Origin of the sequence: Stenotrophomonas sp. RIT309, from assembly GCF_000632045.1 — a bacterium.
GTDB classification, from domain to species: domain Bacteria; phylum Pseudomonadota; class Gammaproteobacteria; order Xanthomonadales; family Xanthomonadaceae; genus Stenotrophomonas; species Stenotrophomonas indicatrix.
In genome coordinates, this window is record NZ_JFYS01000043.1 from 92065 (window position 1) to 116157 (window position 24093).

At 67.0% G+C, this 24093-nt stretch carries 22 protein-coding genes; 9 read left to right on the forward strand and 13 right to left on the reverse strand.

Features of this window, described 5'->3' with window-relative positions:
• Window positions 1-224: 224 nt before the first annotated feature.
• Complete coding sequence (locus tag BW38_RS01455) at window positions 225-1244, forward strand: sugar kinase (protein WP_032978451.1); 1020 nt, start codon at window positions 225-227, stop codon at window positions 1242-1244.
• Window positions 1231-1869 carry a bifunctional 4-hydroxy-2-oxoglutarate aldolase/2-dehydro-3-deoxy-phosphogluconate aldolase gene (gene eda / locus BW38_RS01450; RefSeq protein ID WP_032978454.1) on the forward strand — a complete coding sequence of 213 codons (639 nt, stop codon included), beginning with the start codon at window positions 1231-1233 and terminating at the stop codon, window positions 1867-1869. Before BW38_RS01455 ends, eda begins: the two co-directional genes overlap by 14 nt.
• Window positions 1870-1920: 51 nt before the next feature.
• Here the strand turns inward: eda and BW38_RS01445 are convergent, their stop codons facing one another.
• Window positions 1921-3771: a sigma-54-dependent Fis family transcriptional regulator gene (locus tag BW38_RS01445; protein ID WP_032978457.1), complete on the reverse strand. Its 1851-nt coding sequence runs from the start codon at window positions 3769-3771 to the stop codon at window positions 1921-1923.
• 222 nt (window positions 3772-3993) lie between these two features.
• Between BW38_RS01445 and adh the strand changes: the two genes are divergently transcribed.
• The 3 genes from adh (at window position 3994) to BW38_RS01430 (ending at window position 7121) form a co-directional block, all read left to right on the forward strand.
• Complete coding sequence (gene adh, locus BW38_RS01440) at window positions 3994-5523, forward strand: aldehyde dehydrogenase (RefSeq protein WP_032978459.1); 1530 nt, start codon at window positions 3994-3996, stop codon at window positions 5521-5523.
• A 74-nt stretch (window positions 5524-5597) separates the two neighbouring features.
• Window positions 5598-6626 (forward strand): alcohol dehydrogenase AdhP, encoded by a 1029-nt coding sequence (gene adhP, locus BW38_RS01435; RefSeq protein WP_025875513.1) that lies wholly within the window; start codon window positions 5598-5600, stop codon window positions 6624-6626.
• A 105-nt stretch (window positions 6627-6731) separates the two neighbouring features.
• Window positions 6732-7121, forward strand: coding sequence for a hypothetical protein (locus tag BW38_RS01430; protein ID WP_032978582.1), 390 nt, complete (start codon window positions 6732-6734; stop codon window positions 7119-7121).
• A 225-nt stretch (window positions 7122-7346) separates the two neighbouring features.
• Here BW38_RS01430 and ligD read toward each other — a convergent pair whose 3' ends face one another.
• The 3 genes from ligD to BW38_RS01415 all read right to left on the reverse strand — a co-directional run bounded on the left by ligD (window position 7347) and on the right by BW38_RS01415 (window position 11298).
• Window positions 7347-9824 carry a DNA ligase D gene (gene ligD, locus BW38_RS01425; RefSeq protein ID WP_032978462.1) on the reverse strand — a complete coding sequence of 826 codons (2478 nt, stop codon included), beginning with the start codon at window positions 9822-9824 and terminating at the stop codon, window positions 7347-7349.
• Window positions 9825-9827: 3 nt separating this feature from the next.
• Window positions 9828-10754 carry a Ku protein gene (locus BW38_RS01420; RefSeq protein WP_032978584.1) on the reverse strand — a complete coding sequence of 309 codons (927 nt, stop codon included), beginning with the start codon at window positions 10752-10754 and terminating at the stop codon, window positions 9828-9830.
• A 145-nt stretch (window positions 10755-10899) separates the two neighbouring features.
• Window positions 10900-11298, reverse strand: a complete 399-nt coding sequence (locus BW38_RS01415; RefSeq protein WP_025875521.1) for a hypothetical protein — start codon at window positions 11296-11298, stop codon at window positions 10900-10902.
• A gap of 141 nt (window positions 11299-11439) precedes the next feature.
• Between BW38_RS01415 and BW38_RS01410 the strand changes: the two genes are divergently transcribed.
• A complete protein-coding gene (locus tag BW38_RS01410) occupies window positions 11440-11766 on the forward strand; it encodes a hypothetical protein (RefSeq protein WP_025875523.1) in 327 nt (108 codons plus the stop codon).
• An 85-nt stretch (window positions 11767-11851) separates the two neighbouring features.
• Here BW38_RS01410 and BW38_RS01405 read toward each other — a convergent pair whose 3' ends face one another.
• Window positions 11852-13966 carry a TonB-dependent receptor gene (locus BW38_RS01405; protein WP_032978464.1) on the reverse strand — a complete coding sequence of 705 codons (2115 nt, stop codon included), beginning with the start codon at window positions 13964-13966 and terminating at the stop codon, window positions 11852-11854.
• Window positions 13967-14138: 172 nt separating this feature from the next.
• On the opposite strand from BW38_RS01405, the gene BW38_RS01400 reads away from it, so the two are divergent.
• From BW38_RS01400 to BW38_RS01390, 3 genes are all read left to right on the forward strand, one after another.
• On the forward strand, window positions 14139-15341 hold the full coding sequence (locus BW38_RS01400; protein WP_025875527.1) for an amino acid aminotransferase: 1203 nt from the start codon (window positions 14139-14141) through the stop codon (window positions 15339-15341).
• A gap of 413 nt (window positions 15342-15754) precedes the next feature.
• Complete coding sequence (locus BW38_RS01395) at window positions 15755-16771, forward strand: class 1 fructose-bisphosphatase (RefSeq protein ID WP_025875529.1); 1017 nt, start codon at window positions 15755-15757, stop codon at window positions 16769-16771.
• Window positions 16772-16879: 108 nt separating this feature from the next.
• Window positions 16880-17590 carry a 2OG-Fe(II) oxygenase gene (locus BW38_RS01390; RefSeq protein ID WP_032978467.1) on the forward strand — a complete coding sequence of 237 codons (711 nt, stop codon included), beginning with the start codon at window positions 16880-16882 and terminating at the stop codon, window positions 17588-17590.
• Window positions 17591-17620: 30 nt separating this feature from the next.
• Here the strand turns inward: BW38_RS01390 and BW38_RS01385 are convergent, their stop codons facing one another.
• The 8 genes from BW38_RS01385 to BW38_RS01350 form a co-directional block, all read right to left on the reverse strand.
• The gene (locus BW38_RS01385; protein ID WP_032978470.1) at window positions 17621-18733 is read right to left on the reverse strand and encodes a PA0069 family radical SAM protein; all 1113 of its coding nucleotides are present in this window, start codon (window positions 18731-18733) and stop codon (window positions 17621-17623) included.
• A gap of 302 nt (window positions 18734-19035) precedes the next feature.
• Window positions 19036-19779 (reverse strand): pyridoxine 5'-phosphate synthase, encoded by a 744-nt coding sequence (locus BW38_RS01380; RefSeq protein ID WP_032978472.1) that lies wholly within the window; start codon window positions 19777-19779, stop codon window positions 19036-19038.
• Window positions 19780-19788: 9 nt separating this feature from the next.
• On the reverse strand, window positions 19789-20049 hold the full coding sequence (locus BW38_RS01375) for a membrane protein (protein WP_025875543.1): 261 nt from the start codon (window positions 20047-20049) through the stop codon (window positions 19789-19791).
• A gap of 40 nt (window positions 20050-20089) precedes the next feature.
• The gene (gene cls, locus BW38_RS01370; RefSeq protein WP_032978476.1) at window positions 20090-21550 is read right to left on the reverse strand and encodes a cardiolipin synthase; all 1461 of its coding nucleotides are present in this window, start codon (window positions 21548-21550) and stop codon (window positions 20090-20092) included.
• 149 nt (window positions 21551-21699) lie between these two features.
• On the reverse strand, window positions 21700-22113 hold the full coding sequence (locus BW38_RS01365; protein ID WP_025875547.1) for a biopolymer transporter ExbD: 414 nt from the start codon (window positions 22111-22113) through the stop codon (window positions 21700-21702).
• A 3-nt stretch (window positions 22114-22116) separates the two neighbouring features.
• Window positions 22117-22542 (reverse strand): biopolymer transporter ExbD, encoded by a 426-nt coding sequence (locus tag BW38_RS01360; protein WP_025875550.1) that lies wholly within the window; start codon window positions 22540-22542, stop codon window positions 22117-22119.
• Window positions 22543-22598: 56 nt separating this feature from the next.
• Window positions 22599-23360, reverse strand: a complete 762-nt coding sequence (gene exbB / locus BW38_RS01355) for a TonB-system energizer ExbB (protein ID WP_025875552.1) — start codon at window positions 23358-23360, stop codon at window positions 22599-22601.
• A gap of 94 nt (window positions 23361-23454) precedes the next feature.
• On the reverse strand, window positions 23455-24012 hold the full coding sequence (locus tag BW38_RS01350) for an energy transducer TonB (RefSeq protein WP_025875553.1): 558 nt from the start codon (window positions 24010-24012) through the stop codon (window positions 23455-23457).
• Between the last annotated feature and the right edge of the window lie 81 nt (window positions 24013-24093).

Here is a 24093-nt window from a genome sequence, read left to right on the forward strand (position 1 = left end):
CAGGCCGGACGTTAACAGCACGTTCCCGATCCGGCATCTTGCACCGCAACAGATCTGAAATGTCTCCAAGACGCTTGCAGGACAATGCTTCCAACAGTTTGGTAGGCTAAGGGCAAGGATGGGCGGGATTGAAATGACACCGCTAGCCAATTCCACGCCCCACGCGTGGTCCACTACCACGCCGCCCAGTGTCACATGCGGGCGGCACGCGTGAAGGAGCAGAAATGGGTCGTATCGTGTGTTTCGGGGAACTGCTGCTGCGCCTGGGTGCGCCCGGTCGCGAACTGCTGCTGCAGTCGCCGCAGCTGCAGGTGCATGTCGGCGGTGCCGAGGCGAACGTGGCTGTCTCGCTGTCCCGCTTTGGACATGACGTGGCCATGGTCAGCACCGTTGCCGGCAACGCGCTCGGCGCGCATGCGCTGGCCGAACTGCGCCGGCATGGGGTCGATACGCGCGGCGTGCGCGAAGATGCCGAAGGCCGCATGGGCCTGTACTTCCTGACCACCGGCGCGGTGCAACGGGCCAGCGAAGTGGTCTACGACCGTGCCGATTCGGCATTCGCCAACAGCACCGCCGCCGACTACGACTGGCCCGCATTGCTGCAGGGCGCGCAGTGGCTGCACCTGTCCGGGGTCAGCCCGGCGCTGGGCGCGGACGTGGCGCAGGCCACCCTGGCCGCAGCGCGCGCTGCGCGTGCACTGGGCGTGCGCGTGTCCTTCGATGGCAACTTCCGGCCGAAGCTGTGGCAGCGCTGGGGTGGCGATGCGCGGTCGATCCTGCACGAACTGTTCGCGCAGGCCGACATCGTCTTTGCCGACTACCGCGATATCGAGGTCATCCTCGGCCAGCGTTTCGAACAGGCCGACGTGGTCGCGCGCGTGGAAGCGGCGGCCGCGGCCGCGTTCGAAGCGTTCCCGCAGCTGCAGTGGATGGCCTGCACCCAGCGCCAGACGCTGAGCGTGGACCACCATGCGCTGGGCGCGCTGCTGCTGGGCCGCGATGGCACCCGCGCACAGGCCCCGGTACGCCAGCTGCAGGGCATCGTCGACCGCATCGGCGGCGGTGATGCCTTCGCGGCAGGCATCCTGCATGGCATCCTGTCGGCCTTCGATGCCGACGCCACCGTGCGCTTCGGCCTGGCCGCCGGGGGCCTGAAGCATTCCATTCCCGGCGATTTCAGTCCCGTCAGCGAAGCTGATGTGTTGGCCCTGGTGGGCGAGGAGCGATTCGATGTCCGGCGCTGATCCACGCGTTCGTGCGGTACTGAAACTGGCACCGGTGATTCCGGTGTTCACCCCCGATGACATCGACGATGCGGTACAGGTCGCGCAGGCGCTGTTCCGTGGCGGCCTGCCGGTGATCGAGGTGACCCTGCGCACGCCGCGCGCGCTGGAAGCCATCAAGGCGATGGTCGAGGCCGTGCCGGATGCGGTGATTGGTGCCGGCACCGTGCTCGATGTCGCGCAGATGCAGGCGGTGAAACAGGCCGGCGGCCGCTTTGCGGTGTCGCCCGGGGCGACCCCACGGCTGTATGCCGCCGCGCGCGATGCCGATCTGCCCTACCTGCCTGGCGTGGCCACCGGTTCGGAGCTGATCGTCGGCCTGGAACACGGCCTGGACACCTTCAAGTTCTTCCCGGCGGTGCAGGCCGGTGGTGCGGCGATGCTGTCGGCGTGGCACGGCCCGTTCGGCGATGTGCGCTTCTGCCCGACCGGCGGCATCAGTGCGCAGACCGCCAGCCAGTTCCTGCATCTGCCCAACGTGCTGTGCGTGGGCGGTTCGTGGCTGACCACCGCCGCGCTGATGCAGACCCGCGACTGGGACAGCGTCGAGCGCCTGGCACGCGAGGCCGCGGTGCTGGCGGGCTGATCCCTCGGCCCCTGCTGGAGCCGGGCACAGACCCGGCGCCAGCGCATCCGCTCAGCCGCGTGGTGTACCCAGCCGGCGGTACAGGGTGCTGCGGTTGATCCCCAGCCGCTTGGCGGCCGCGCTGACGTTGCCCTGGCACTCGGCCAGCGCCTGGCGCATGGCCGCCTCGGCGATTTCCTCCAATGCCCCGCTGGCAGGCACTGCGGGCGCGGTGGGCGTGCCAGCACGTACGTCCGCGGGCAGCAGCTGCGGGCCCACCGGTTGCCCCGGCTCAGCCAGTGCGGCCAGCGTGCGCAGGCAGGCACTCAGCTGGCGCAGGTTGCCGGGCCAGGCATGGGCGGCCAGCGCCGCGCGGGCCTGCGACGACAACGCATGGCCCTGTCCCAGCTGCTGCCACAGGGCATCCACCACGGCAGCGCGATCGGGGTGCTGCCGCAACGGCGCCAGGGTCACCACGTGGTCGGCGATGCGGTAATACAGATCCGCACGGAAGCGACCGGCATCCACCGCCTGCGGCAGTTCGCAGTGGCTGGCGCAGACCAGTGCGAAATCCAGTTTCACCGGCTTGCCGCCGCCCAGCGGTGACAGCTCGCGTTCCTGCAGCACGCGCAGCAGGCGCGGTTGCAGCGCCAGCGGCATGTCGCCGATCTCATCGAGGAACAACGTACCGCCCTCGGCCTGCCGCAGCAGGCCCGGACTGCCCTGCCGGCGCGCACCGGTAAAGGCACCCTCCTCGTAGCCGAACAGCTCTGCTTCGATCAGCCCTTCCGGCAGCGCCGCGCAGTTCACCGCGACGAAGGGCTTTCCCGCACGCGTGCTGCGTGCGTGCAGTTCCCGCGCGAAGACTTCCTTGCCGGTGCCGGTCTCGCCCTGCAGCAGCACCGGCAACCCGGCCTGCAGCACGCGTCCTGCGGTGGCCAGTTGTTGTTGCTGCCCGCTATCGAACAGTGGGCCCTGCGCACTCGCTGGCAACGGCGCGGTCGGTCCAGGCGTAGCCACACTGCGTCGCGACGCACGGGCCTCGCGCACGCCGTACAGACGACGGCCCTGGCGATCAAGCAGCACGCCGTCATCTGCCAGCCGCGACAGCGGTTGTTCGAACAGCGCTTCGTACGGCGTGCGGCCGATGTCCTGGCGATCCAGCCCGAACAAGGCAAGGCCGGCACGATTGGCCGCAACCAAGCGACCGCCGCGGAAGCCGAGCACGCCTTCGCGCGCACTGCCCAGCAGCGCGGGTTGATGATGCAGGCGCAGCAGCTCGCAGTCGGCCAGGCCGTCGGCGAAACCGCGGTGCTCGATCTGCGCTACCGCCTGCCGCACCAGCGCCAGCGCGTGCACGTGTGGCAGCCGCGCGTCGCCGGACACATCGAGCACCCCCAGGCATTGCCCGTAGGGATCCAGGATCGGCACGGCCGAACAGGTGAGGATGCCGTGCGGGGCGAAGTAGTGCTCGCCGCCACGCACCTGCAGCGCGCGCCCGTCGACCAGCGCGGTGCCGATCGCGTTGGTGCCGACCGTGCCCTCGTCCCAGCGCATGCCCGGCATCAGCGCGACACGACCCGCCTTGTCGAGGAAACCGGCACTGCCTTCGGCGTCGAGGATCCAGCCGTCTTCATCGGTCAGCAGCACGATGCTGCCGCTGTGGGTCATTTCCGCCGCCAGTCCGTCCAGCTCCGGGCGCGCTTGTCGCCACAGGCGCTCGCGGCGCTGGCGCAGTTCGCGCAGGCGGTTGTCGGTCAGTGGTTCGGCGGCCGGCTGCGCATCCACCAGCAGGCCGTGCCGTTGGCAGCGTTGCCAGGAATGCAGGATCGCCTCGGGCACCGCGCCGACGGGCGCAGCGCCGCGCTCGAAGAAACTGCGCCGGGCACTTCCCAGGCGGGGATCGGGAGCAAGCGGGGACACCGACAGCCTCCTGTGTCGCACATTGCGACAGTTGTTGCGGGACCTGTCCCGATTAACAGCACACCCCGCGTCGGCCTGCAACGGCCGCGCCTGCTGCGCTGCCGCAGGGCGCGCGACAGGATCACCGACGGCCGGGCGATGAAGGCGTGATGCAGCGCAGCAGGCCACAGTTGGCATCGTCTTTGCGCCTGTGGATGCACCATGCCCACCACAGGAGCCGCCATGAACGCCGTACCGTCCACCCGCCCGCATGCCACCGATCCGCGCTCCCTGTTCAAGCCGCGCTATGGCAACTACATCGGTGGCGAATGGATCGCCCCGCGCAGCGGCCAGTACTTCGACAACATCTCGCCGGTGAACGGCCAGGTGTTCACTGAAGTTGCCCGCTCCAACGCCGAGGACATCGACGCCGCACTCGATGCCGCGCACGCCGCAAAGGACGCCTGGGGCCGCACATCGGCCGCCCACCGTGCGCTGCTGCTCAACCGCATCGCCGATCGCATCGAACAGAACCTGGAACTGCTGGCCCACGCCGAGACCTGGGACAACGGCAAGCCGATCCGCGAGACGCTCAACGCCGACGTGCCGTTGATGGCCGACCACTTCCGCTACTTCGCCGGTTGCCTGCGTGCGCAGGAGGGCAGCCTGTCGCAGATCGACGACGACACCGTGGCCTACCATTTCCACGAACCGCTGGGCGTGGTCGGGCAGATCATCCCGTGGAACTTCCCGCTGCTGATGGCGGCCTGGAAGCTGGCGCCGGCGCTGGCCGCCGGCAACTGCGTGGTGCTCAAGCCTGCCGAACAGACCCCGGCGTCGATCCTGGTGCTGATGGAGGTGATCGGCGACCTGCTGCCGCCGGGCGTGCTCAACGTGGTCAACGGCTTCGGCCTGGAGGCGGGCAAGCCGCTGGCCAGCAGCCCGCGCATCGCCAAGATCGCTTTCACCGGCGAGACCTCCACCGGCCGCCTGATCATGCAGTACGCCAGCCAGAACCTGATTCCGGTGACGCTTGAGCTGGGCGGCAAATCGCCGAACCTGTTCTTCGCCGACGTAATGGCCGAGGATGATGATTTCCTCGACAAGGCGGTGGAAGGCTTCGTCATGTTCGCCTTCAACCAGGGCGAGGTGTGCACCTGCCCGTCGCGCGCACTGGTGCAGGAATCGATCTACGAACGCTTCATGGAGCGTGCGCTCGAACGCGTGGCGGCGATCCGCCAGGGCAATCCGCTGGACCCGAACACCATGGTGGGTGCGCAGGCATCGGGCGAACAGCTGGAGAAGATCCTGTCCTACATCGCCATCGGCCGCGAGGAAGGCGCCGAGGTGCTGATTGGTGGCGACAAGGCCGCGCTCGGTGGCGACCTGGCCGGCGGCTTCTATGTGCAGCCCACCGTGTTCAAGGGCCACAACGGCATGCGCGTGTTCCAGGAGGAGATCTTCGGGCCGGTGGTGTCGGTGACCACGTTCAGGACCGAAGAAGAAGCGCTGCAGATCGCCAACGACACGCTGTACGGGCTGGGTGCCGGCGTCTGGAGCCGCGATGCCGCGCGACTGTACCGGGTGGGCCGCGCGATCCAGGCCGGGCGGGTATGGACCAACTGCTATCACGCCTACCCGGCGCACGCCGCGTTCGGCGGCTACAAGCAGTCAGGCATCGGCCGCGAGAACCACCGGATGATGCTCGACCATTACCAGCAGACCAAGAACCTGCTGGTCAGCTACGCACCGAAGAAGCTCGGCTTCTTCTGAGGATTGATCGGGATCAAGGCGCGGGCATGGGGCCGGCGCCATCCTGTCTGCAAGCGCACTACGGAGAAGCACGCATGAACAGAACCATGAAGGCCGCCGTCGTCCGTGAGTTCGGCAAGCCGCTGGTCATCGAGGAAGTCGTGGTACCGCGCCCGGGGGCGGGCGAGGTGCTGGTCAAGATCGAGGCCTGCGGCGTCTGCCACACCGACCTGCACGCCGCCGAGGGCGACTGGCCGGTGAAACCGAACCCGCCGTTCATCCCCGGCCACGAGGGCGTGGGGCACGTCGTGGCCGTGGGAGGCGGGGTAGGGCACATCAAGGAAGGTGACAGGGTCGGCATCCCCTGGTTGTACTCGGCGTGTGGCCATTGCGAACACTGCTTGGGTGGCTGGGAAACGCTGTGCGAAACGCAGCGCAATACCGGCTACTCGGTCAACGGCGGCTTCGCCGAGTACGCATTGGCCGATGCCAACTATGTCGGCCTGCTTCCGAAGGAAGTGGGCTTCGTGGAGATCGCACCGGTGCTGTGCGCCGGCGTCACCGTGTACAAGGGCCTGAAGGTCACCGACACCAAGCCCGGTGATTGGGTGGCCATTTCCGGTATCGGCGGCCTCGGCCACATGGCCGTGCAGTATGCCCGCGCGATGGGCCTGAACGTGGCAGCGGTGGATGTGGACGACGCCAAGCTGGCCCTGGCCAGGCGCCTGGGCGCACAGGTCACCGTCAACGCGCGCACCACCGATCCGGCCGCGTTCCTGAAGAAGGAGATCGGTGGCGCGCATGGTGCGCTGGTCACCGCGGTTTCGCCCAAGGCCTTCGAACAGGCGCTGGGCATGGTCCGTCGCGGCGGCACTGTCTCGCTCAACGGCCTGCCACCGGGCAACTTCCCGTTGGACATCTTCGGCATGGTGCTCAACGGCGTCACCGTACGCGGTTCGATCGTCGGCACCCGCCTGGACCTGCAGGAGTCGCTGCAGTTCGCCGCCGAAGGCAAGGTTGCCGCCACGGTCAGCACCGACCGCCTGGAGAACGTCAACGAGGTGTTCGCGCGCATGCACGCCGGCACCATCGAAGGCCGCGTGGTGATCGACTTCGCTGCCTGACCCCCCTGTGCATGGCCGCCGTGTCCGTTTCCCTCTCCCACGGGCACGGCGGCCATGCCGATCTGCCGGCAGCGCCGCGCACCCCGGCGGCCGTACAATGCGCGCATGCCCGGCACGCTCAAGACCGTCTTTCTCTCCCTGCTCGCGCTGATCGGCGCGGTGCTCGCGCTGGCCCTGGTCAGCAGTGCCGCGGGCTGGCTGCCATCGCTGCTGCGCATGACGCCGGGAAGCGAGGCCCAGCTCGGCTGGGACCTGGCATTCACCGTGCTGGGTGGCATCGCCGCCATTGCCTTCGCCACGTATTACGCGCCGTGCTGGCCACGCGCGCATGGCACCTCGATCTGGTCTCTGCTGGTGCTCGGCGCGGGCTATGGCCTGTGGGTGATGGGCGGCGACTTCCCGCACTGGTTCGTCATCGGCCTGCTGGTTTCGCTGCCGGTGCAGTTGCTGCTGGGCTGGTGGTTCGGCCGCCGCGCATCGCGCGATCGGCGCTGAGCGGATACCGGTAGTGCCGGCCGCTGGCCGGCAACCTCGATGATCCTGCAGTTGCCGGCCAGCGGCCGGCACTACCACTGCAGCGTCGCTGTTTCAGCCCGTGAATGTCCAGACATAGGCAACATCGGCAACCGCTGCTTCAACGCGTCGATGCCCGGATACGGGTAGTGCCGGCCGCTGGCCGGCAAGCCCAGCAAACCTGCAGTTGCCGGCCAGCGGCCGGCACTACCACTGCAGCGTCGGCAGCGTCTGCTTCAGTGCGTCGATGCCCTGCCACGGATCCGCCTTCAAGCGCTTCGCCCGTGCCAACGCCTTGTCCATCGGAAACGCATCGGCCGCGCTCACGCGCGCCAGTTCTTCCCAGCGCAGCGGCACCGCGACTCCCGCGCTCTCCCGCGCGCGCAGCGACCACGAGCACACGCTGGTCGCTCCCCGTGTATTACGCAGCCAGTCGATGAAGATCACTCCGCTGCGCTTGGCCTTGCTCATCGTCGCCACGTAGCGATCCGGCGCCTGTTCGGCCATCGCCTGCGCGAACGCCTCGCAGAACGCCTTGGCTTCGTCCCAGTCGGCTGCGGGTTGCAGGGGCACCACCACATGCACGCCCTTGCCGCCCGAAAGCCGCACGAAGCTCTGCAGCCCGGTTTGCTGCAGTCGATCGCGCACATCGCGCGCGCCGCGCTTCACGTCGGCCCAGCTCACGCCCTCACCCGGATCAAGATCGAACACCAGCCGGTCGGGATGTTCGGGATCGGCCACCGTCGCGCCCCACGGATGCAGTTCCAGGGTGTTCATCTGCACCAGCTGCAGCAGGCCGCGTTCGTCATCGATATAGACGTAGTCCTCGCGCCCGCTCTTCTGCTGCAGCGGCACCGCATGCACCGCATCACCCAGGCCCTGGCCATGGTGCTTCTGGAAGAAGCAGGCCTTGCCGACGCCATCGGGACAGCGCAGCAGCGACAGCGGTCGCCCACTGATTTCCGGCAGGATCCAGCGCGCCATCTGCCGGTAGTAATCGGCGACATCACCCTTGCTGAGCTTCTTCTTCGCAAACACCACGCGCTCGGGATGGGTGATGGCAACGTCGTCGCCGTCATCGGCCGGTGTTGCACTCATCGCCAGGTCCTCCTTCTTCTTGTCACTGCGCAGTCGCTTGAAGCTGGCCTGGCGCAGCAACCCTTCCTTGCCCCAGCCGCGGAACGCGACCTCGGCAACTGTCACCGGCTTGACCCAGCGCACGCTGGCCGCACGCAACGGCACGTGCGCCGGCAGCGACAGCACCGCCTCCTTCACCGCCAGCGGCGCGAGCGTGGCCGCCAGCGCGCGCAGCCCCTCATCGTCGAAGCCGGTACCGACGCGGCCGACATAGCGCAGGCCGCCCTTGTCCGGCGTGGCCAGCAGCAGCGAACCAAATCCCACCCGCGAGCCTTTGGGTGCGGTGTGGCCAATGATCAGGAATTCATCGGTGTCCTCGTGCTTCACTTTCACCCAGCTGCGTGCGCGGGTGTTCACGTAAGGCGCATCGACCTGCTTGCTGACGATGCCTTCGAAGCCCGCCTTGCCGCTGGCTTCGAACACGGCAGGGCCGTGGTCGATGACGTGCTCGCTGAAGGCCAGCGTGCCAACTGCATCGCCGATCAGTTCCTTCAGCAGTGCCTTGCGTTGCAGCAGCGGCGCGCGGCTGATATCGACCCCGGCCACGCCCGGCAGGTCGAACACGATGTAGCGCAGCGGTTGTTTCGAGCTGCCATCGATCACCCGCTGCAGCGCGGCGAAGTCGCTGCGGCCGTTGTCGTCCAGCACCACCAGTTCCCCGTCCAGACGCGCATCGCGCACCGGCAGCGCCTGCAGCGCCTGCACCACTTCGGGAAAATCGGCAGTCCAGTCCAGGCCATTGCGCGAGCGCAGCGTCACCTCACCTTCGTGCACATCAGCCAGCAACCGGTAACCATCCCACTTGATCTCATGCAGCCAACGCTCGCCATCGGGCGCGGTGTCGCGGTGATCGGTGAGCTGTGGCTTGAACTGGTGCGGGTAGCTTCTGTCGCGCGCCTCGTCCAGCTGCAGCGCGCGCGCATGCCAGCGTGCATCGGCCTTGCGTGGATGTGCGGCACGTGGCGCTGGAGCCGTCTCCTTCGCTGAAACCCGGGACCTCTTCGCGGATGTTCGCTCTGGCGTGTGCAGCAGATCGTCCGCCTCCGCATCCCGTGCCTGCGCGTCATCTCGCTTGATCAGCAGCCACTGCACCTGGCGGCCCTTCATCGCCGTGCGTACCAGTTTCCAGCCACCGGCCAGGCGCTGCCCGTGCAGCACGAAGTCGATCTTGCCCGCCGCCAGTGCTTGCAGCGGATCACCTTCGCAGGCCCAGCTGCCGTGGTCGAACACATCGACGTGGCCGGCGCCGTAATGGCCTTCCGGAATATCACCTTCGAAGCCGGCATAGGACAGGGGGTGGTCTTCCACCTCCACCGCCAGGCGCTTCTCACCCACCCGCAGCGACGGCCCCTTCGGCACCGCCCAGCTTTTCAGCACGCCTTCCATTTCCAGGCGGAAATCGTAGTGGCGGCTGCTGGCGTGGTGCAGTTGGACCACGAAGATCGGCCGCCGCTTCGGATTGCCTCGTGCCGGTGCATCGTCCGGCTCCGGGGTCTGTCCGCTCCCCCCGCCCAGCCGACGCTTGCGGCGGTACTGATGCAACGACATGGCTCAACCTGCCTTGCGTCGCGCAGGGGTTTTCTTTGCCGCCTTCTTTTCGGCCTTTTTTGCCGGTGCCTTCTTCGCCGCTGCCTTCTTGGCTGGAGCCTTGCGCGCGGCCGCCTTCTTCGCCGGCGTGCGCTTGTTGGCATCCAGGCTCTTCTGCAGCAGCGCCATGAAGTCCACCACGTTGGTGGTTGCGTCCTCGCGCGGTGCCGGCTCGTCCTCCACCTGGGTGGTGCCGCCCTTGGACTTGATGCGCTTGTTCAGCACCTGCTGCAGGCGTTCGCGGAACTCATCGTGGTACTGCGAAGGATCCCAGTCACCGGCCATCGACTCGATCAACTGCTCGGCCATCGCCGTTTCCTTGCTGGTGATGCGGTAATCGGCAAGCTTTCCACTGGGCAGCTTGTAGTCGTCAGGCTCGACCAGTTCCTGCGGATAGCGCAGGATCATCAGCACCAGCGCGTCATCGTTGGGCATCACCGCGCACAGGTACTCGCGCGTGCGCACCACCACCCGGGCGATACCGACCTTGCCAGTGCTGCGCAGCGTTTCCCGAAGCAGCACGTAGCCTTTCTCGGCCTTTTTACCCGGCACCAGCAGATAGGGCTTCTCGTAGTAACGCGGGTCGATCTGGCTGGCGTCGACAAAGGTTTCCACCTCCACCGTTTCATGGCTTTCCGGCGCCGCCGAACGGATATCGTCTTCCTCCAGCACGACGTAGCTGCCCTTGTCGTACTCGTAGGCTTTGACGATGTCCTTCCACGGCACTTCCTCGCCGGTGTCGGCGTTGACCCGTTCGAAGCGGATCGGTTTGCGATCGCGCGAATCCAGCATGCGGAAGTGCAGGTCGACCTTGCGCTCGCCGGACATCAGCGAGACCGGTACGTTGAGCAGGCCGAAGGAAAGCGTACCGGTCCAGATCGGGCGGGCCATGATGCGCACCTGTGTTTCAGCAGGGGTAGCCAGCTTCAGCCGGCTACCGTGAAACAACCGTGTCGGCCACGTGCAGACCATGCGGTAGTGCCGGCCGCTGGCCGGCAGCTCCTTGAATCCTGGCGATGCCTGCCAGCGACCGGCACTACTGCAGCAGCGGCCTCACCGCAGCGGCCGGGATATGGTCCAGCGCGCGCCAGGCATCTTCCACCACCGGCTGCGCCTGTGCCCAGTTCAGGCGCGACTGTCCGCGCATCTGGTCCCAGTGCTCGGCCAGTTCGCCACTGGTATCGGCCTCGCCGCCACGCGGCCAGTCAGCGGCGTGGGTGGTCAGCGCGAAGGCGTACACCGGGCACAGATCGCGCCAGTTGCGATGCCCCTGCCCGCGGCGTTCCTCGTAGTCGCTCAGCATGTACTGCAGGTAATCCTGCGCCACCGCCTGCGGATCCTCCAGGCGGCGCGTCCGGCGCTGCGTGCTGCGCTGGCCAAGCGGATCCAGCAGGGCGTTGAACACGGACGGGGCGGGGCGTTCAAGACGGGGCATGGCCGGCTCCTGCAGCAGGGCGGGTGGGCAGGAATACGCGCGCCGCCGTTATCCAGTCGTGACAAAGATGTTCATGACGCCAGGTTCGCAGTGGCTTTACTTCGTCCGCGCTCTAGTGGAGGCCTACCGGAGGAACGCCCCATGACCACCACCCGTGACCCCCTGCGTGAGAACCACACCCCCGAGCCGGGCGAGCAGCGCGGCAAACACGATCTGGCCGACGCCGAGGACCGTGGCGCCGGCATGTCGACACCGGACGAGGGCGTACTGCCCGTCGTGCGCCGGCCTGAACAGGCCGCACAGGACCGCAAGGACTGCGGTGACCGCAATCGCGGTGGCCAGGAAAGTCCGCTGAAGCGGCGCGAGCGCAAGCAGCACGCCAGCGACAACCAGGACGAGGCGCTGGAAGAGACCTTCCCGGCCAGCGATCCAACCTCGCCGTTCGTGCCCGCCAAGGCCCCGGATTGATCGGTAGCGCCGGGCCATGCCCGGCGGATCCGTCACGTCCGCGCTGCGCGATCGCCGGGCATGGCCCGGCGCTACCGGGGCCCGCCTAGCGCCATGACCACTGCAGGCCAACGCTGGCGCGGCGGTCCGGCCCCGGTTCAAAGAACCGGCCGTTACCGTCATTGACGATCACCGAGCCGATGTACCGCTGGTCCAGCACGTTGTCGATACGTGCGAATGCGCGCAGGTCACCGGCCTGCAGCGCCCAGCGGCGACCGGCTTCCAGGTTCAGCAGCGCGTATCCCGCTGCGCGCTCGGTGGCGATGTCATTCACCACCACGTCGCTGCTGGCGGCCGCTTCCAGCGCCCACTGCCACTGCCCCGGCGACCACTGCAGGCGGGCATACGCCTGCTGCCGGGGCACGCCGGGCAGGCGGCTGCCAGCGGCAACCACGGTGTCGGGCACTGCGCAGTTGCTGGCCGCACAGGCCAGATAGGGCGAACGCACCTGCGCCTGCAGCCAGGTCCAGGCCAGCTGCAGCTCCAACTGCTCGGCCAACGGCTGCCGGTACTGCAGCTCCACACCCTGGCGGCGGGTACGGCCGATGTTGCGGTACGTGCTGCGGCCGTTGGTGTTGCTGGCAACGGCCAGCTCATCGTCGGTATCTGCACGGAACAGGCTGATATCGAGCTGTCTTCCATCCTGCGCATGCCATTTGCTGCCCACTTCCACGCTGCGGCTGCGGGCGGCCGCCAGATCCAGCGCCAGCCCGGCCTGGCCGTCGGCGCGGTAGCCCAGCTCGTTGAACGTCGGGGTTTCAAAGCCACGCCCGATCGCCGCGTGCAGGCGCCACTGCGGGCTTGCCTCGAAGCTGACACCCGCCACTGGCGTGGTGGCCTGGTAGCGACGGCGGCCACTGTCGTCCGGGTTGCGCCCGACGATGTAGCGATCATCCGATTCGAAGCGCACCGCGCTGTGGCGCACCCCGGCCAGCAGCGACCAGCGCGGGCTCCATTGCCACCACGCCTGGGCGAACTGGTCCACGTTCTGCACGATGTCGATCTGGTCGCGACGCAGGCGGCCGCGTACCCCCACGGTGGTGCCGACGAAGTTCTCGTAGCCGGTGCGGTGCTGGCGCTGGCGATCGGCATTCACGCCCACCACCAGGTCCAGCGGGCGCCCCCACAGATCGCCGTTCCAGCCCCAGCGCGCGTCCAACCCGCCATAACCGCCGTCCAGGTCGATCACGCCACCGGCATGCAATGGGTTGGCCTGCGGTCCCGGCGGAATCGGCAGGTACTGGGTCACCGCGCGCTGCCCGGCATAGCCCATCAGCTGCCAGCGCTGCGCACCGGCTTCACGGGTCCAGCGCAGGCCTGCCTGCTGCTGGCGCACCGATTTGCGGGTGTTGTACTGCTCAGCCACCGCCGTGGCCTGGCGTGGATCGGCCGCCACCTGCGCGCGGGTCAGGCCCAGCGGGTCCTGCGCGTTGGGCGCGTGCAGCGCATTGAGCAGCAACTCCAGGCGGCCGCCAGCGAGCTCGGTGCCAAGGCGCGCGTTGAGCGATTCACGCCGCGCGCGGCTGTGGTCACGCCAGCCATCGGTGCTGAAATGGTTGGCGGCCACGTTGTAGTCGACGCCAGGGCCCGCCCCGCGCAGCTGCGCGCCGACGCTGAGCGTGTTGTCGGCACCGGCATTCACCCGCACCCGCCACGGGTCACCGGCCTGGCCCTGCGCGCTCCACACCTGCAGCACGCCCCCGGACGAATTTCCATACAGGGCCGAGAACGGCCCGCGCAGCACCTCGATGCGCTCGGCACCGAGCAGGCTGGCGTGCGACAGCTGGCCCTGACCATCGGGCATGGTCGCCGGCACCCCATCGATCAGCACCCGCACCCCGCGCACACCAAAGGTCGAACGGGCGCCGAAGCCACGGATCGACAGCTGGGTGTCCTGCGCGAAGTTCTGCCGGTCCCGGGCCAGCAGGCCCGGCACTCCGCCCAGCGCCTCGGACAGCTGCGTGCCCGGGCCGGTACGGTCGGCGTCGATCCACACCGTATCCAGGCTGGCGGGCAGGGCGAAGGGGTCTACGCCGGGCACCCGCGCGGCCTGCACCTGCACCGTCGGCAGGGCGGTCGGCAATGGCTCGGCCGTCACCGCCAAAGGCAGCAGCAGCAGGGCGGAAAGCGGCAGGCATTGGCGTCGTGCGCTGGGATTCATGATTCAGGTTGATGGATCGGGCGGCAACGCACGCCATGGTACGGGCAGGCGGATGACGATGGCGGCGGCCAGCCCCGGCAGGCTTTGTTACGATGGGTCGGTTTCGGCCGACAGGCCGCAAGCCGCGTGGCGCAATTCCCTCCCCCTTTCCGTCTACCGAACGAGTACCGCCGTGTCCTTCTTTGCAAACGTGGAACTGGTCCCAGGCGACCCGATCCTGGGCCTGACCGAGGCGTACAACGCCGACAGCCGCCCGACCAAGGTCAACCTGGGTGTGGGCATCTACTACGACGAGAGCGGCCGCATTCCGCTGCTGCGCGCCGTCAAGCAGATCGAGCAGCAGCTCGCCAACGAAGCCAAACCGCGCGGCTACCTGCCGATCGATGGCCTGCCGGCGTACACCCAGGCCACCCGTGAGCTGGTGTTCGGCAAGGACTCGCCGCTGCTGGCCGCCGGCCGCGTCACCACCGCCCAGACCGTCGGTGGCAGCGGTGCGCTGCGCGTCGGCGCCGACGTGCTGAAGAAGCTTCTGCCGCACGCCACCGTCGCACTCAGCAACCCGAGCTGGGAAAACCACCGCGCCGTGTTCAGCGCCGCTGGTTTCGAGGTGGTCGATTACACCTACTTCGACCCGACCACCCATGGCGTCAACTTCGACGGCCTGCTGGCCGACCTGGGCAAGCTGGAAGCGGGCACCGTGGTGCTGCTGCACGCCTGCTGCCACAACCCCACCGGCGCCGACCTCACCGTCAGCCAGTGGAAGCAGGTCGCACAGCTGCTGAAGGACCGCCAGCTGTTCCCCTTCATCGACATGGCCTACCAGGGCTTCGACAAGGGCATCGAGCAGGACGGTGCCGCGGTGCGCATCATCGCCGAGGCCGGCATCGACAGCTTCATCGTCGCCAACTCGTACTCCAAGTCGTTCTCGCTGTATGGCGAGCGCGTCGGTGCGCTGTCGATGGTCGCGCCGACCGCCGCTGACGCCAAGGCCGTGCAGTCGCAGGTCAAGCGCGTGATCCGCACGATCTACTCCAGCCCGTCCACCCACGGTGCTGCACTGGTTGCCGGTGTGCTGACCAATCCGGAACTGCGCGCGATGTGGGAGCAGGAGCTGACCGAGATGCGCGAGCGCATCCACGCCCTGCGCCAGGGCCTGGTCGAGAAGCTGGCCGCCGCCGGCGCCCCGCAGTTCGGCTTCATCAACGAACAGGCGGGCATGTTCTCGTACTCCGGCCTGAGCCGCGAACAGGTCGAGCGCCTGCGCGACGAGTTCGGCATCTACGCCGTCGGCACCGGCCGCATCTGCGTGGCCGCGCTGAACCAGAACAACCTGGAATACGTCGCCAAGGCCGTGGCCACCGTCGCCAAGGGCTGATCGACCGCTCCAGCAAGCTGTGGAAACAAAGGCGCCGAAAGGCGCCTTTGTTTTTGCTCCTGCCTTGCCACACCCTTCGCGCTCGCGGCCAACCCTGAAGCGCGCGGGAGGGGGAGGCAATGCAGGACCGTTGGCGCCATGGGCGCGAGGCATGCCTCGGGCGGGTTGGGCAGGATGCCCAACCCCGGTCTTGCCGTGTGCGCAGGACAGCGCACACGAGCAGGGCGCCATCGAGCTTACATGGACGTACTTGCAGCGTGTCCTGCATTGTCTCCCCCTCCCGCGCGCCTCGACGAAGGGAAGCCGCCACGACCGCAACGCCTCTGGAAACGATTACGCCTACCCCCGCTCACCCACGCTCAAGTCAGACCAGCGACAATAGGCGTTTTCCCGTTGCCGAGACCTGCCCGCCCATGTCCCGTACCTCGTTGACCCGCTTCCTGATCCAGCAGCAGCACGCCGGCCGCATCAACGCCGACCTGCGCCAGCTGATCGCGGTCGTCGCCCGCGCCTGCACCAGCATCTCCATCGCCGTCAGCAAGGGCGCCCTCGGTGGCGTGCTCGGCGAGGCCGGTACCGGCAACGTGCAGGGCGAAGCGCAGAAGAAGCTGGATGTCATCAGCAACGAGATCCTGCTGGAGGCCAACGCGTGGGGGGGCCACCTCGCCGCCTGCGCATCGGAGGAGATGGACCACAGCCAGCCGGTGCCGGACATCTACCCGCGTGGCGATTTCCTGCTGCTGTTCGATCCCCTCGATGGCAGCTCCAACATCGACGTCAACGTCTCCGTCGGCACCATCTTCTCGGTGCTGCGTTGTCCGACCAACGTCGAACTGCCCGGCGATGACGCCTTCCTGCAGCCGGGCAGCAAGCAGATCGCCGCCGGCTACTGCATCTACGGGCCCAGCACGCAGCTGGTGCTGACCGTCGGCCACGGTACCCACGCCTTCACCCTCGACCGCGAAACCGGCGAGTTCCTGCTGACCACCGAGAACATGCAGATCCCGGCGGCCACCCAGGAGTTCGCCATCAACATGTCCAACCAGCGGCACTGGGAAGCGCCGATGCAGGCCTACGTGGAAGATCTGCTGGCCGGCAAGGAAGGCCCGCGCGGCAAGAACTTCAACATGCGCTGGATCGCCAGCATGGTCGCCGACGTGCATCGCATCCTGACCCGCGGCGGCATCTTCATCTACCCGTGGGACAAGAAGGAACCGGGCAAGGCCGGCAAGCTGCGCCTGATGTACGAAGCCAACCCGATGGGCCTGCTGGTGGAGCAGGCGGGCGGCGCTGCCTGGACCGGTCGCGAGCGCATCATCGATGTACAACCCGACCAGCTGCACCAGCGCGTGCCGGTGTTCCTCGGTTCGCGCGAAGAGGTCGCCGAGGCCGTGCGTTATCACCAGGAGCATGACGCGAAGAGCGTCTGACAGCGGCCATCCCTACAGCGGTCATGGCAGATTGATGACATGACCGCAGGGTGACAGCTGCAGCTGCAAACGGCACCATCAAGCCCTTGCCGTCGAAGGAATGCACGCATGCACGAGCCGGGCCCTGTCGATTTCATCGAGGTCATCCACAACGCCGTCCCCAGCGACGTGTGTGCCGCGATCGTCGCGCGCATGCGTGCAAGCCAGGGCCTGAAACCCGGCGCAGTGGGCAGCGGTGTGTTCCCGGAACTCAAGCACAGCAAGGATCTGCGGATCAGCGGCGTGGATGGCTGGCAGGATGTGGACCAGCAGCTGCAACAGGCGGTATTTGCGGGTCTGCAGACTTATCTACGCCGTTATCCACAGGCATTGATCGCGCCGTTGATGTTGCAGATCCAGGACAGCAACGGCCAGCCGCGACGCCTGTCGGCCGAGGATTTCCCCGACATGGCGCCGGAGCAGCTGGCGGATCTGGCGCGCACCTGCCTGCGCCCGGGCGCGATCAACCTGCAGTGGTATGCGGCGGGCGAGGGCGGCTACCCGTACTGGCACTGCGAGCTGTATCCGAAGGACGCGCAGGCCGAGACGCTGCACCGGCATGTGCTGTGGACGCTGTACCTCAACGACGACTTCGACGAAGGCGAAACCGAGTTCCTGTTCCAGGGCCGCAAGATCGCACCGCGCACCGGCAGCCTGTTGATTGCGCCGACCGCGTTCACCCACACCCATCGTGGCAACCGGCCGCAGGGCGGCGACAAGTTCATCGCCACCAGCTGGATCCTGTTCCAGAGCGCGCAGAAGTTGTTTGGTGGTGGTTGAGGCACAGCACCACGGCGCGACCGCGACGACCTAGAACAAACTCCCCTGCGGCGTATCCACCTTCGGCGGCAACGGCTTCTCGAACCGGCTGCAATCCAGCTTCGGCCAATGGCTGTTCTGTGCGTTGAAGCCCAGCCGCTTGCGCGCCAGCTTGAAGCGGTTGTTCAACAGCTCTGCGTAAACACCCTGGCCGCGCATGCGCGTGCCGAACTGACTGTCGTAATCCTTGCCGCCGCGCAGCTGCTGGATGGTGCTCATCACATGCGCGGCGCGATCGGGATGATGGGTGTCCAGCCAATCGCGGAACAGCGGTGCCACTTCCAGCGGCAGGCGCAGCAGCACGTAGCCTGCAGTGCTGGCGCCGGCGTCGTGCGCGGCTTCCAGCACGGCTTCCAGTTCGCTGTCGTTGATCCACGGAATCACCGGCGCAACCATCACGCCCACCGGAATGCCCGCCTCGTGCAGACGCTTCATCGCACGCAGCCGCGCATGGGGTGCCGAGGCGCGCGGCTCCAGCTTCGCCGACAGATGCGGATCCAGCGATGTCACCGAGAAATGCACGCTGACCAGATTCTCCGCCGCCAGTGGTGCGAGCAGATCGATGTCGCGCTCGACCAACGCGTTCTTGGTGATCAGCGAGAACGGGTGCTTCGTCTCCAGCATCACTTCGATCAGCTGGCGGGTCAGCTTGAACTTGCGTTCAATCGGCTGGTAGGCGTCGGTGTTGATGCCCAGCGCGATCGGCTGCGGCACGTAGCCCGGCTTCGACAGTTCCTTGCGCAGCAACTGTGGCGCGTTGGTCTTGGCAAACAGCTTGGTCTCGAAGTCCAGGCCAGGCGACAGGTTCAGATAGGCATGCGAAGGGCGGGCGAAGCAGTAGGAGCAGCCATGCTCGCAGCCGCGATACGGATTCACCGATTGGCTGAAGCCGACGTCCGGGGAGGTGTTGCGGCTGATGATGCTGCGAGCGGTCTCCGCGCGTACTTCCGTGCGCAGGCGCGGGGCGAGGAACTCCTCGCTGTCGTCCACTGCCCAGCCGTCGTCCACCGCTTCGCTGACGGTGCTTTCAAAACGCCCCGCAAGATGGGACGTGGAACCCCGGCCCTTGATGGCGGCCTGGGCGTTGCGAGGGGGGTGCTGCATGTTGCCCTCCGGCCGTTACGGGATATTAGTATTATTGCTAACCACAGGTGGCGCAAGCGGCCAGGATTCACGTAGCTGTAGGCGCGCAGGCACTTGGGACCGCACGTTGACCCCAGACTTGTCCACAGGGTTGCATGGCTTGGGACCGGGCACGCGCCATCGCCGCGGCAGGCCAGCATGGGCCACGGGTGTCTCAGCAGCTGCGATGGGAACATCGGCTACAGGGGCGCTTGCCAGGCCGGAACACGGGGACCTGCCGCACGTCTTCGGGCTTCAACCCAGCGGGGAAGTCCCACGCACTGCTACAGCAGTGCCAGGTAGCCCTTCACCGTGGCATCGAGGCCGTCGTACAGCGCCTCGCCGATCAGCGCGTGGCCGATCGACACCTCCAGCACCTCCGGCACGGCGGCCTGGAAGTCACGCAGGTTGTCCTGCGACAGATCGTGCCCGGCATTCACACCGAGGCCGACGGCCTGTGCACGGCGCGCGGCCGTGGCGAACAGTTCCAGCATGGCGCGGGCGTCGCCGGCGGCATGGGCCTCGGCATACGGGCCGGTGTACAGTTCGATGCGGTCGGCGCCGACATCGGCAGCCTGCTCCAGCAGCGGGTTGCCGGCATCCACGAACAGGCTCACCCGGCATCCCATCGCTTTCAGCTCGGCCACCAGCGGGCGCAACCGCTGCGCATCGCGTTCGAAGTCAAAGCCATGGTCGGAGGTGATCTGGCCATCGCCATCGGGAACCAGCGTGGCCTGCGCCGGGCGCGTCTGCGCGCACAGCGGCAGCAGCCCGGGGTAGCCCTCACGCGGCGGCGCGAACGGGTTGCCTTCGATGTTGAACTCCACGCCACGGGCACGGGTCAGCGCCGACAGCGCCAGCACGTCCTCTGCGGTGATGTGCCGGCGGTCGGGCCGCGGGTGCACGGTAATGCCATGCGCGCCGGCATCCAGGCAGGCCTGGGCGGCACGCACCACGTCCGGTTCGGCACCGCCACGCGAGTTGCGCAGGACGGCGATCTTGTTGACGTTGACGCTGAGCTGGGTCATGGAACGGGACTACGGGGAGTGAGAGGGAGGGTCGCTGCCGTCGGCCGGAGCAACCTTGGCCTGCTCGCGCAGACGCCTGAGTTCATCGCTGTCCACCAGTGTCGCCGGATCACGCTGAAGGTCGCCGAAGCGTGCGGCGTATCTCCCGCGCACCCATGCCAGCAGGAAGGCGAGGGTACCCAGCAGGGCCAGTGACATCAGGCCCATGTTCGGCGTTTTCAGCGCAAAGGCGAAGCAGCCCAGCGCCAGCAGCAGGTACAGCCAGTACATTGTCAGTCTCCCCGGGCCACCGCCGCAGTGTAGCGCTGCCTCACAGCAGCGGCGAGGCCAATCGCGCGAAGGCTTCGGGCAGCCGGTGCAGCCACAGCGAGCGTCCTGCCTGGTCATGTACACGGGTGGCACGCTCGAATTCGGACTGCAGCAACGTAGACAGTTCCGCCACCCGGCCACGATCGCTGATCATCATCGACAGCTCGAAATTCAAGCGGAAGCTGCGGTGATCGAAGTTGGCGCTGCCGACGATGCAGACATCGTCGTCGGCGATGAACGCCTTGGTATGCAGCATGCGTGGACCGTACTCGTAGATCTTCACCCCCGCATGCAGCAGCTCGTCGAAATAGGAGCGCGCGGCCTGGGTCACGAACCAGGAGTCGCTCATCTTCGGCACCAGCATGCGCACGTCCAGGCCACCGAGTGCGGCCGAGGTCAACGCCATCCGCGCCGCTTCGCCGGGTACGAAGTAGGGGGTGACCAGCCAGACCCGCTCACGTGCTTCCTGGATGGCGGCCACGTGCAGGCGATGGATGGTCTCCCATCCCGAATCCGGGCCGGACACCAGCACCTGCGCGTTGATCGCGCCGTCGCCGCGCAGGGGCATGTCGCTGGGCCACAGCCGGGCGATATCGAACCGCGAGTGGTCCTGGCCGCTGGCGTACAACCAGTCCTCGGCGAACACCAGCTGCAGGCTGCGCACCACGTGCCCGCGCAGGCGCATGTGCAGATCGCGGTAAGCATCCGGGTTGCGGCTTTCGTCTTCGTCGTCGGTGATGTTGATGCCGCCGGTGAATGCCAGCCGGCCATCGACGATCACCAGCTTGCGGTGCGTACGCAGGTTCAACCAGGGTCGCTTGAACGGCTTCAGCAACTGCCGCGGATGGAACCAGATCACCTCAGCGCCGGCGTTCAACAGCGGCTGCAGGAAGCGCTGACGCACGGCCGAAGAACCTACCGCATCCAGCAGCAGCCGCACCTGCACGCCGGCGCTGGCCCGTTCCACCAACGCATCCCGCAACGCGGTGCCGGCGTGGTCGGGATTGAAGATGTAGTACTCCAGGTGCACATGGTCCTGCGCCTGTGCCACCGCTTCCAGCAGCGCGGCGTAGGTGGCCGCGCCGTCGACCAGCCAGGTCACTTCGGTGGCCGTGCTTGGCGCCAGCCCGGTGGTCGCCTGCGCGATCTTGGCCAGTTCGGTGCAGTCGGCATCGGGCGGGCAGACATCGCTGTAGTGCTCCATGCCCGAGCGCGCGCGACCGCGCCGCAGCCGTTGCCGCTTCACCTTCTGTGGGCCCAGCAGGTAGTAGATGAAGAGGCCGAGGTAGGGCAGCAGCGCCAGCGACAGGATCCAGCTCAGCGTGGCCACCGGCTCGCGCTTCTGCAGCATGATCCAGCCCGTCAACGCCAGCAGATACAGCAGGTAGGCCACCGCCAGGATCGTTCCCAGGTGGGCGATGCCATCAAGCCAATGGCGCACGGAATCGAAGAGGGCGAGCATCCGCCGATCATAGCGGGGACAGGCACCGGTCAGAGGCATTCATTGCCAACGACGTTGCCGGGAAGATGCCCGCACGCACAAAAAAAGACGCCCCCGTTTCCGAGGGCGTCTGCAGTCGCGTCATGACTGATGTATTGCGGTGTAGCGATTTACTGCTGCACGAAGCCGATCTTCTTCATCTGAGCATTCTTCGCGGCGGCCAGAACCTTGGCCATCACGTCGTACTCCGAATCCGGGCTGGCATCGATCCGCAGTTCCGGCTGGTTGGTCGGGTCACGCTGGACCTCCTGCTCCATCCGCTGCTGCAGTTCGTGCGTACCGATCGGGCTGTTGTTCCACGAGACCTGGTTGCTGGCGTCGATCTTCAGTTCGATCGGCGGCGGCGGTTCGACCAGCTGCGGCGGTGGGTTGAGCACGCGCTGCGGCAGGTCCACGGCGATCGGGTACGTCATGATCGGCGCGGTCACGATGAAGATGATCAGCAGCACCAGCATCACGTCCACGAGGGGCGTGACGTTGATGTCTGCCATGGGGCCTTTGCCACCACCACTACTGAATGCCATGGCTTATTGCCCCTTCTCTTTGGTCGCCACGAAGCCGACGTCCAGCATGCCCTGTTCCTGCGCGACCTTGGTCATCTCGTTGATGACACGCATCTTGGTGGTGCGGTCACCACGCAGGTTCAACGGCGGCTGCGGGGTCTGCTGGGCGGCGGTCGCCAAGCGCGACTCGAGGGTCTGCTTGTCGATCTCTTCGTCGTTCCAGTAGATCGAACCGTCTTCCTTGACTGCCAGGGTGATGGGACCCTTGCGGTCGTTGGTGTCGTCCGGCTTCTGGACCAGATTGGCCTCCGGCAGATCCACCTTGACCTTGTGGGACATCAGCGGCGCCGTGATGATGAAGATGATCAGCAGCACCAGCATCACGTCCACGAGGGGCGTAACGTTGATGTCGGCCATGGGGCCGCCGCTGTTACCACTACTGAAAGCCATAACGGGCTCCGTCTAGATCTTGGTGACTACGTTCTCGCGGGTACAGCGCGTCGCAATTAGCGGACGCGCGAACCGGTGGCGAAGAAGTCGTGCAGGTCGTGCGCGAAGGTATCGAACTTGCTGATGGTCGCGCTGTTGATCTTGCTGAAGAAGTTGAAGGCGAACACGGCCGGGATTGCGACGAACAGACCGATGGCGGTCATGATCAGTGCTTCACCCACCGGGCCGGCAACGGCGTCGATCGAAGCGGAGCCGGTGGCACCGATCTTGATCAGCGCGCCGTAGATGCCCCACACGGTACCCAGCAGACCGACGAACGGAGCGGTTGCACCGACGGTGGCCAGCAGGGTCATGCCCGACTGCAGCTTGTTGCTTTCGCGGGTCACGGCCTGGCGCAGAGCGCGGTCGACGAACTCCGAACGGCTCAGGTTCTCACCCACGCCGCCGACAGCGCCGCCTTCAGCACGCTGGTGGTGCGCAGCAGCCTGTGCAGCGTCCAGTGCGATCTTCGAGAACGGCTCCGAAGCCGGCTGCTCTTCCATTGCACGGATGGCGTCCTGCGCGTTCGGGGTATCCCAGAACAGGCTGACGACGCGATCAGCGGCGCTCTTCAGGCGGGTAGCACGGAAGATGTTGATGACGGTCCAGTACCAGGACATGGCGGACATGACGACCAGGGTCAGCAGCACGACCCAGGAAACCGCGAAATCACCCGGCTTGGTGGTCATTTCGTGGATCAGATGCTCGAAGCCCATCTGCGACAGGGCGTTGGACGGATTGCCCCCGGCAGCAGCGGCGATGAAAATTTCCTGCAGCATGACGCTTACCTTTGTTGTGTGTGGTGATAAAGGGTGTAGCTAAGCTAAACAATCGAACTGGAGGCGAGGGTGGCCAGGCGGCCACCCGGGCGCATCAGTTCAGCGCAAAGTTGACCGGGACGCGGACGCGGCCAGCAGCCTTCTTACCGCCAGCTTCGGCGGCGTTGAAACGCCACTTGCGGGCAGCTTCCATCGCAGCACGGTCCAGATCGCGGTTACGGCTGGACTTTTCCACCGTGACATTGGTGACGTTGCCGCTGGCATCGACATCAATGATCAGGATCACTTCGCCCTGGATACCAGCGCGGAAGGCGGCCGGCGGATAGCGCGGCGGATTCATGGCCTTCGACGAGATGTCCACGCTGGCCTCGATCGAGGTCGGCGGTGCCGGCGGCGACGGCGGCGACGGCGGGGTGACGATATCGTTCGGGCGCGGTTCCGGCACGTCGACGACCGGCGCCTGCGGCGGCGGCGGGACGGGCGACGGCTTCGGCGGCGACAGATTCTTCACCGGCGGCGGCGGGGTGTCCTGCGGCGGCGGCGGCGGCGGCGGCGGTGGCGGCGGCGGCGGTGCGTCGACGATGGTCACCATGACGTTGCGCTCCTTCTCCGCCACGGCCTTGGGAGCCACGGCAGGAATCAGGAGCATCATGAAGGCGGCCAGATGCAGGGCGATTACAAACGCGATACCGACGATGCGAGGCCAGCTCAGCCCCTTGTCATCGGGTTGTTC

What these genes read in the sequence shown, in the direction of transcription:
- BW38_RS01455 (WP_032978451.1), top strand. Translation starts at nt 225, where the DNA reads ATGGGTCGTATCGTGTGTTTCGGGGAACTGCTGCTGCGCCTGGGTGCG.
- eda (WP_032978454.1), top strand. Translation starts at nt 1,231, where the DNA reads ATGTCCGGCGCTGATCCACGCGTTCGTGCGGTACTGAAACTGGCACCG.
- adh (WP_032978459.1), top strand. Translation starts at nt 3,994, where the DNA reads ATGAACGCCGTACCGTCCACCCGCCCGCATGCCACCGATCCGCGCTCC.
- adhP (WP_025875513.1), top strand. Translation starts at nt 5,598, where the DNA reads ATGAACAGAACCATGAAGGCCGCCGTCGTCCGTGAGTTCGGCAAGCCG.
- BW38_RS01430 (WP_032978582.1), top strand. Translation starts at nt 6,732, where the DNA reads ATGCCCGGCACGCTCAAGACCGTCTTTCTCTCCCTGCTCGCGCTGATC.
- ligD (WP_032978462.1), bottom strand. Translation starts at nt 9,824, where the DNA reads ATGTCGTTGCATCAGTACCGCCGCAAGCGTCGGCTGGGCGGGGGGAGC.
- BW38_RS01420 (WP_032978584.1), bottom strand. Translation starts at nt 10,754, where the DNA reads ATGGCCCGCCCGATCTGGACCGGTACGCTTTCCTTCGGCCTGCTCAAC.
- BW38_RS01415 (WP_025875521.1), bottom strand. Translation starts at nt 11,298, where the DNA reads ATGCCCCGTCTTGAACGCCCCGCCCCGTCCGTGTTCAACGCCCTGCTG.
- BW38_RS01410 (WP_025875523.1), top strand. Translation starts at nt 11,440, where the DNA reads ATGACCACCACCCGTGACCCCCTGCGTGAGAACCACACCCCCGAGCCG.
- BW38_RS01405 (WP_032978464.1), bottom strand. Translation starts at nt 13,966, where the DNA reads ATGAATCCCAGCGCACGACGCCAATGCCTGCCGCTTTCCGCCCTGCTG.
- BW38_RS01395 (WP_025875529.1), top strand. Translation starts at nt 15,755, where the DNA reads ATGTCCCGTACCTCGTTGACCCGCTTCCTGATCCAGCAGCAGCACGCC.
- BW38_RS01390 (WP_032978467.1), top strand. Translation starts at nt 16,880, where the DNA reads ATGCACGAGCCGGGCCCTGTCGATTTCATCGAGGTCATCCACAACGCC.
- BW38_RS01385 (WP_032978470.1), bottom strand. Translation starts at nt 18,733, where the DNA reads ATGCAGCACCCCCCTCGCAACGCCCAGGCCGCCATCAAGGGCCGGGGT.
- BW38_RS01380 (WP_032978472.1), bottom strand. Translation starts at nt 19,779, where the DNA reads ATGACCCAGCTCAGCGTCAACGTCAACAAGATCGCCGTCCTGCGCAAC.
- BW38_RS01375 (WP_025875543.1), bottom strand. Translation starts at nt 20,049, where the DNA reads ATGTACTGGCTGTACCTGCTGCTGGCGCTGGGCTGCTTCGCCTTTGCG.
- cls (WP_032978476.1), bottom strand. Translation starts at nt 21,550, where the DNA reads ATGCTCGCCCTCTTCGATTCCGTGCGCCATTGGCTTGATGGCATCGCC.
- BW38_RS01365 (WP_025875547.1), bottom strand. Translation starts at nt 22,113, where the DNA reads ATGGCATTCAGTAGTGGTGGTGGCAAAGGCCCCATGGCAGACATCAAC.
- BW38_RS01360 (WP_025875550.1), bottom strand. Translation starts at nt 22,542, where the DNA reads ATGGCTTTCAGTAGTGGTAACAGCGGCGGCCCCATGGCCGACATCAAC.
- exbB (WP_025875552.1), bottom strand. Translation starts at nt 23,360, where the DNA reads ATGCTGCAGGAAATTTTCATCGCCGCTGCTGCCGGGGGCAATCCGTCC.
- BW38_RS01350 (WP_025875553.1), bottom strand. Translation starts at nt 24,012, where the DNA reads ATGATGCTCCTGATTCCTGCCGTGGCTCCCAAGGCCGTGGCGGAGAAG.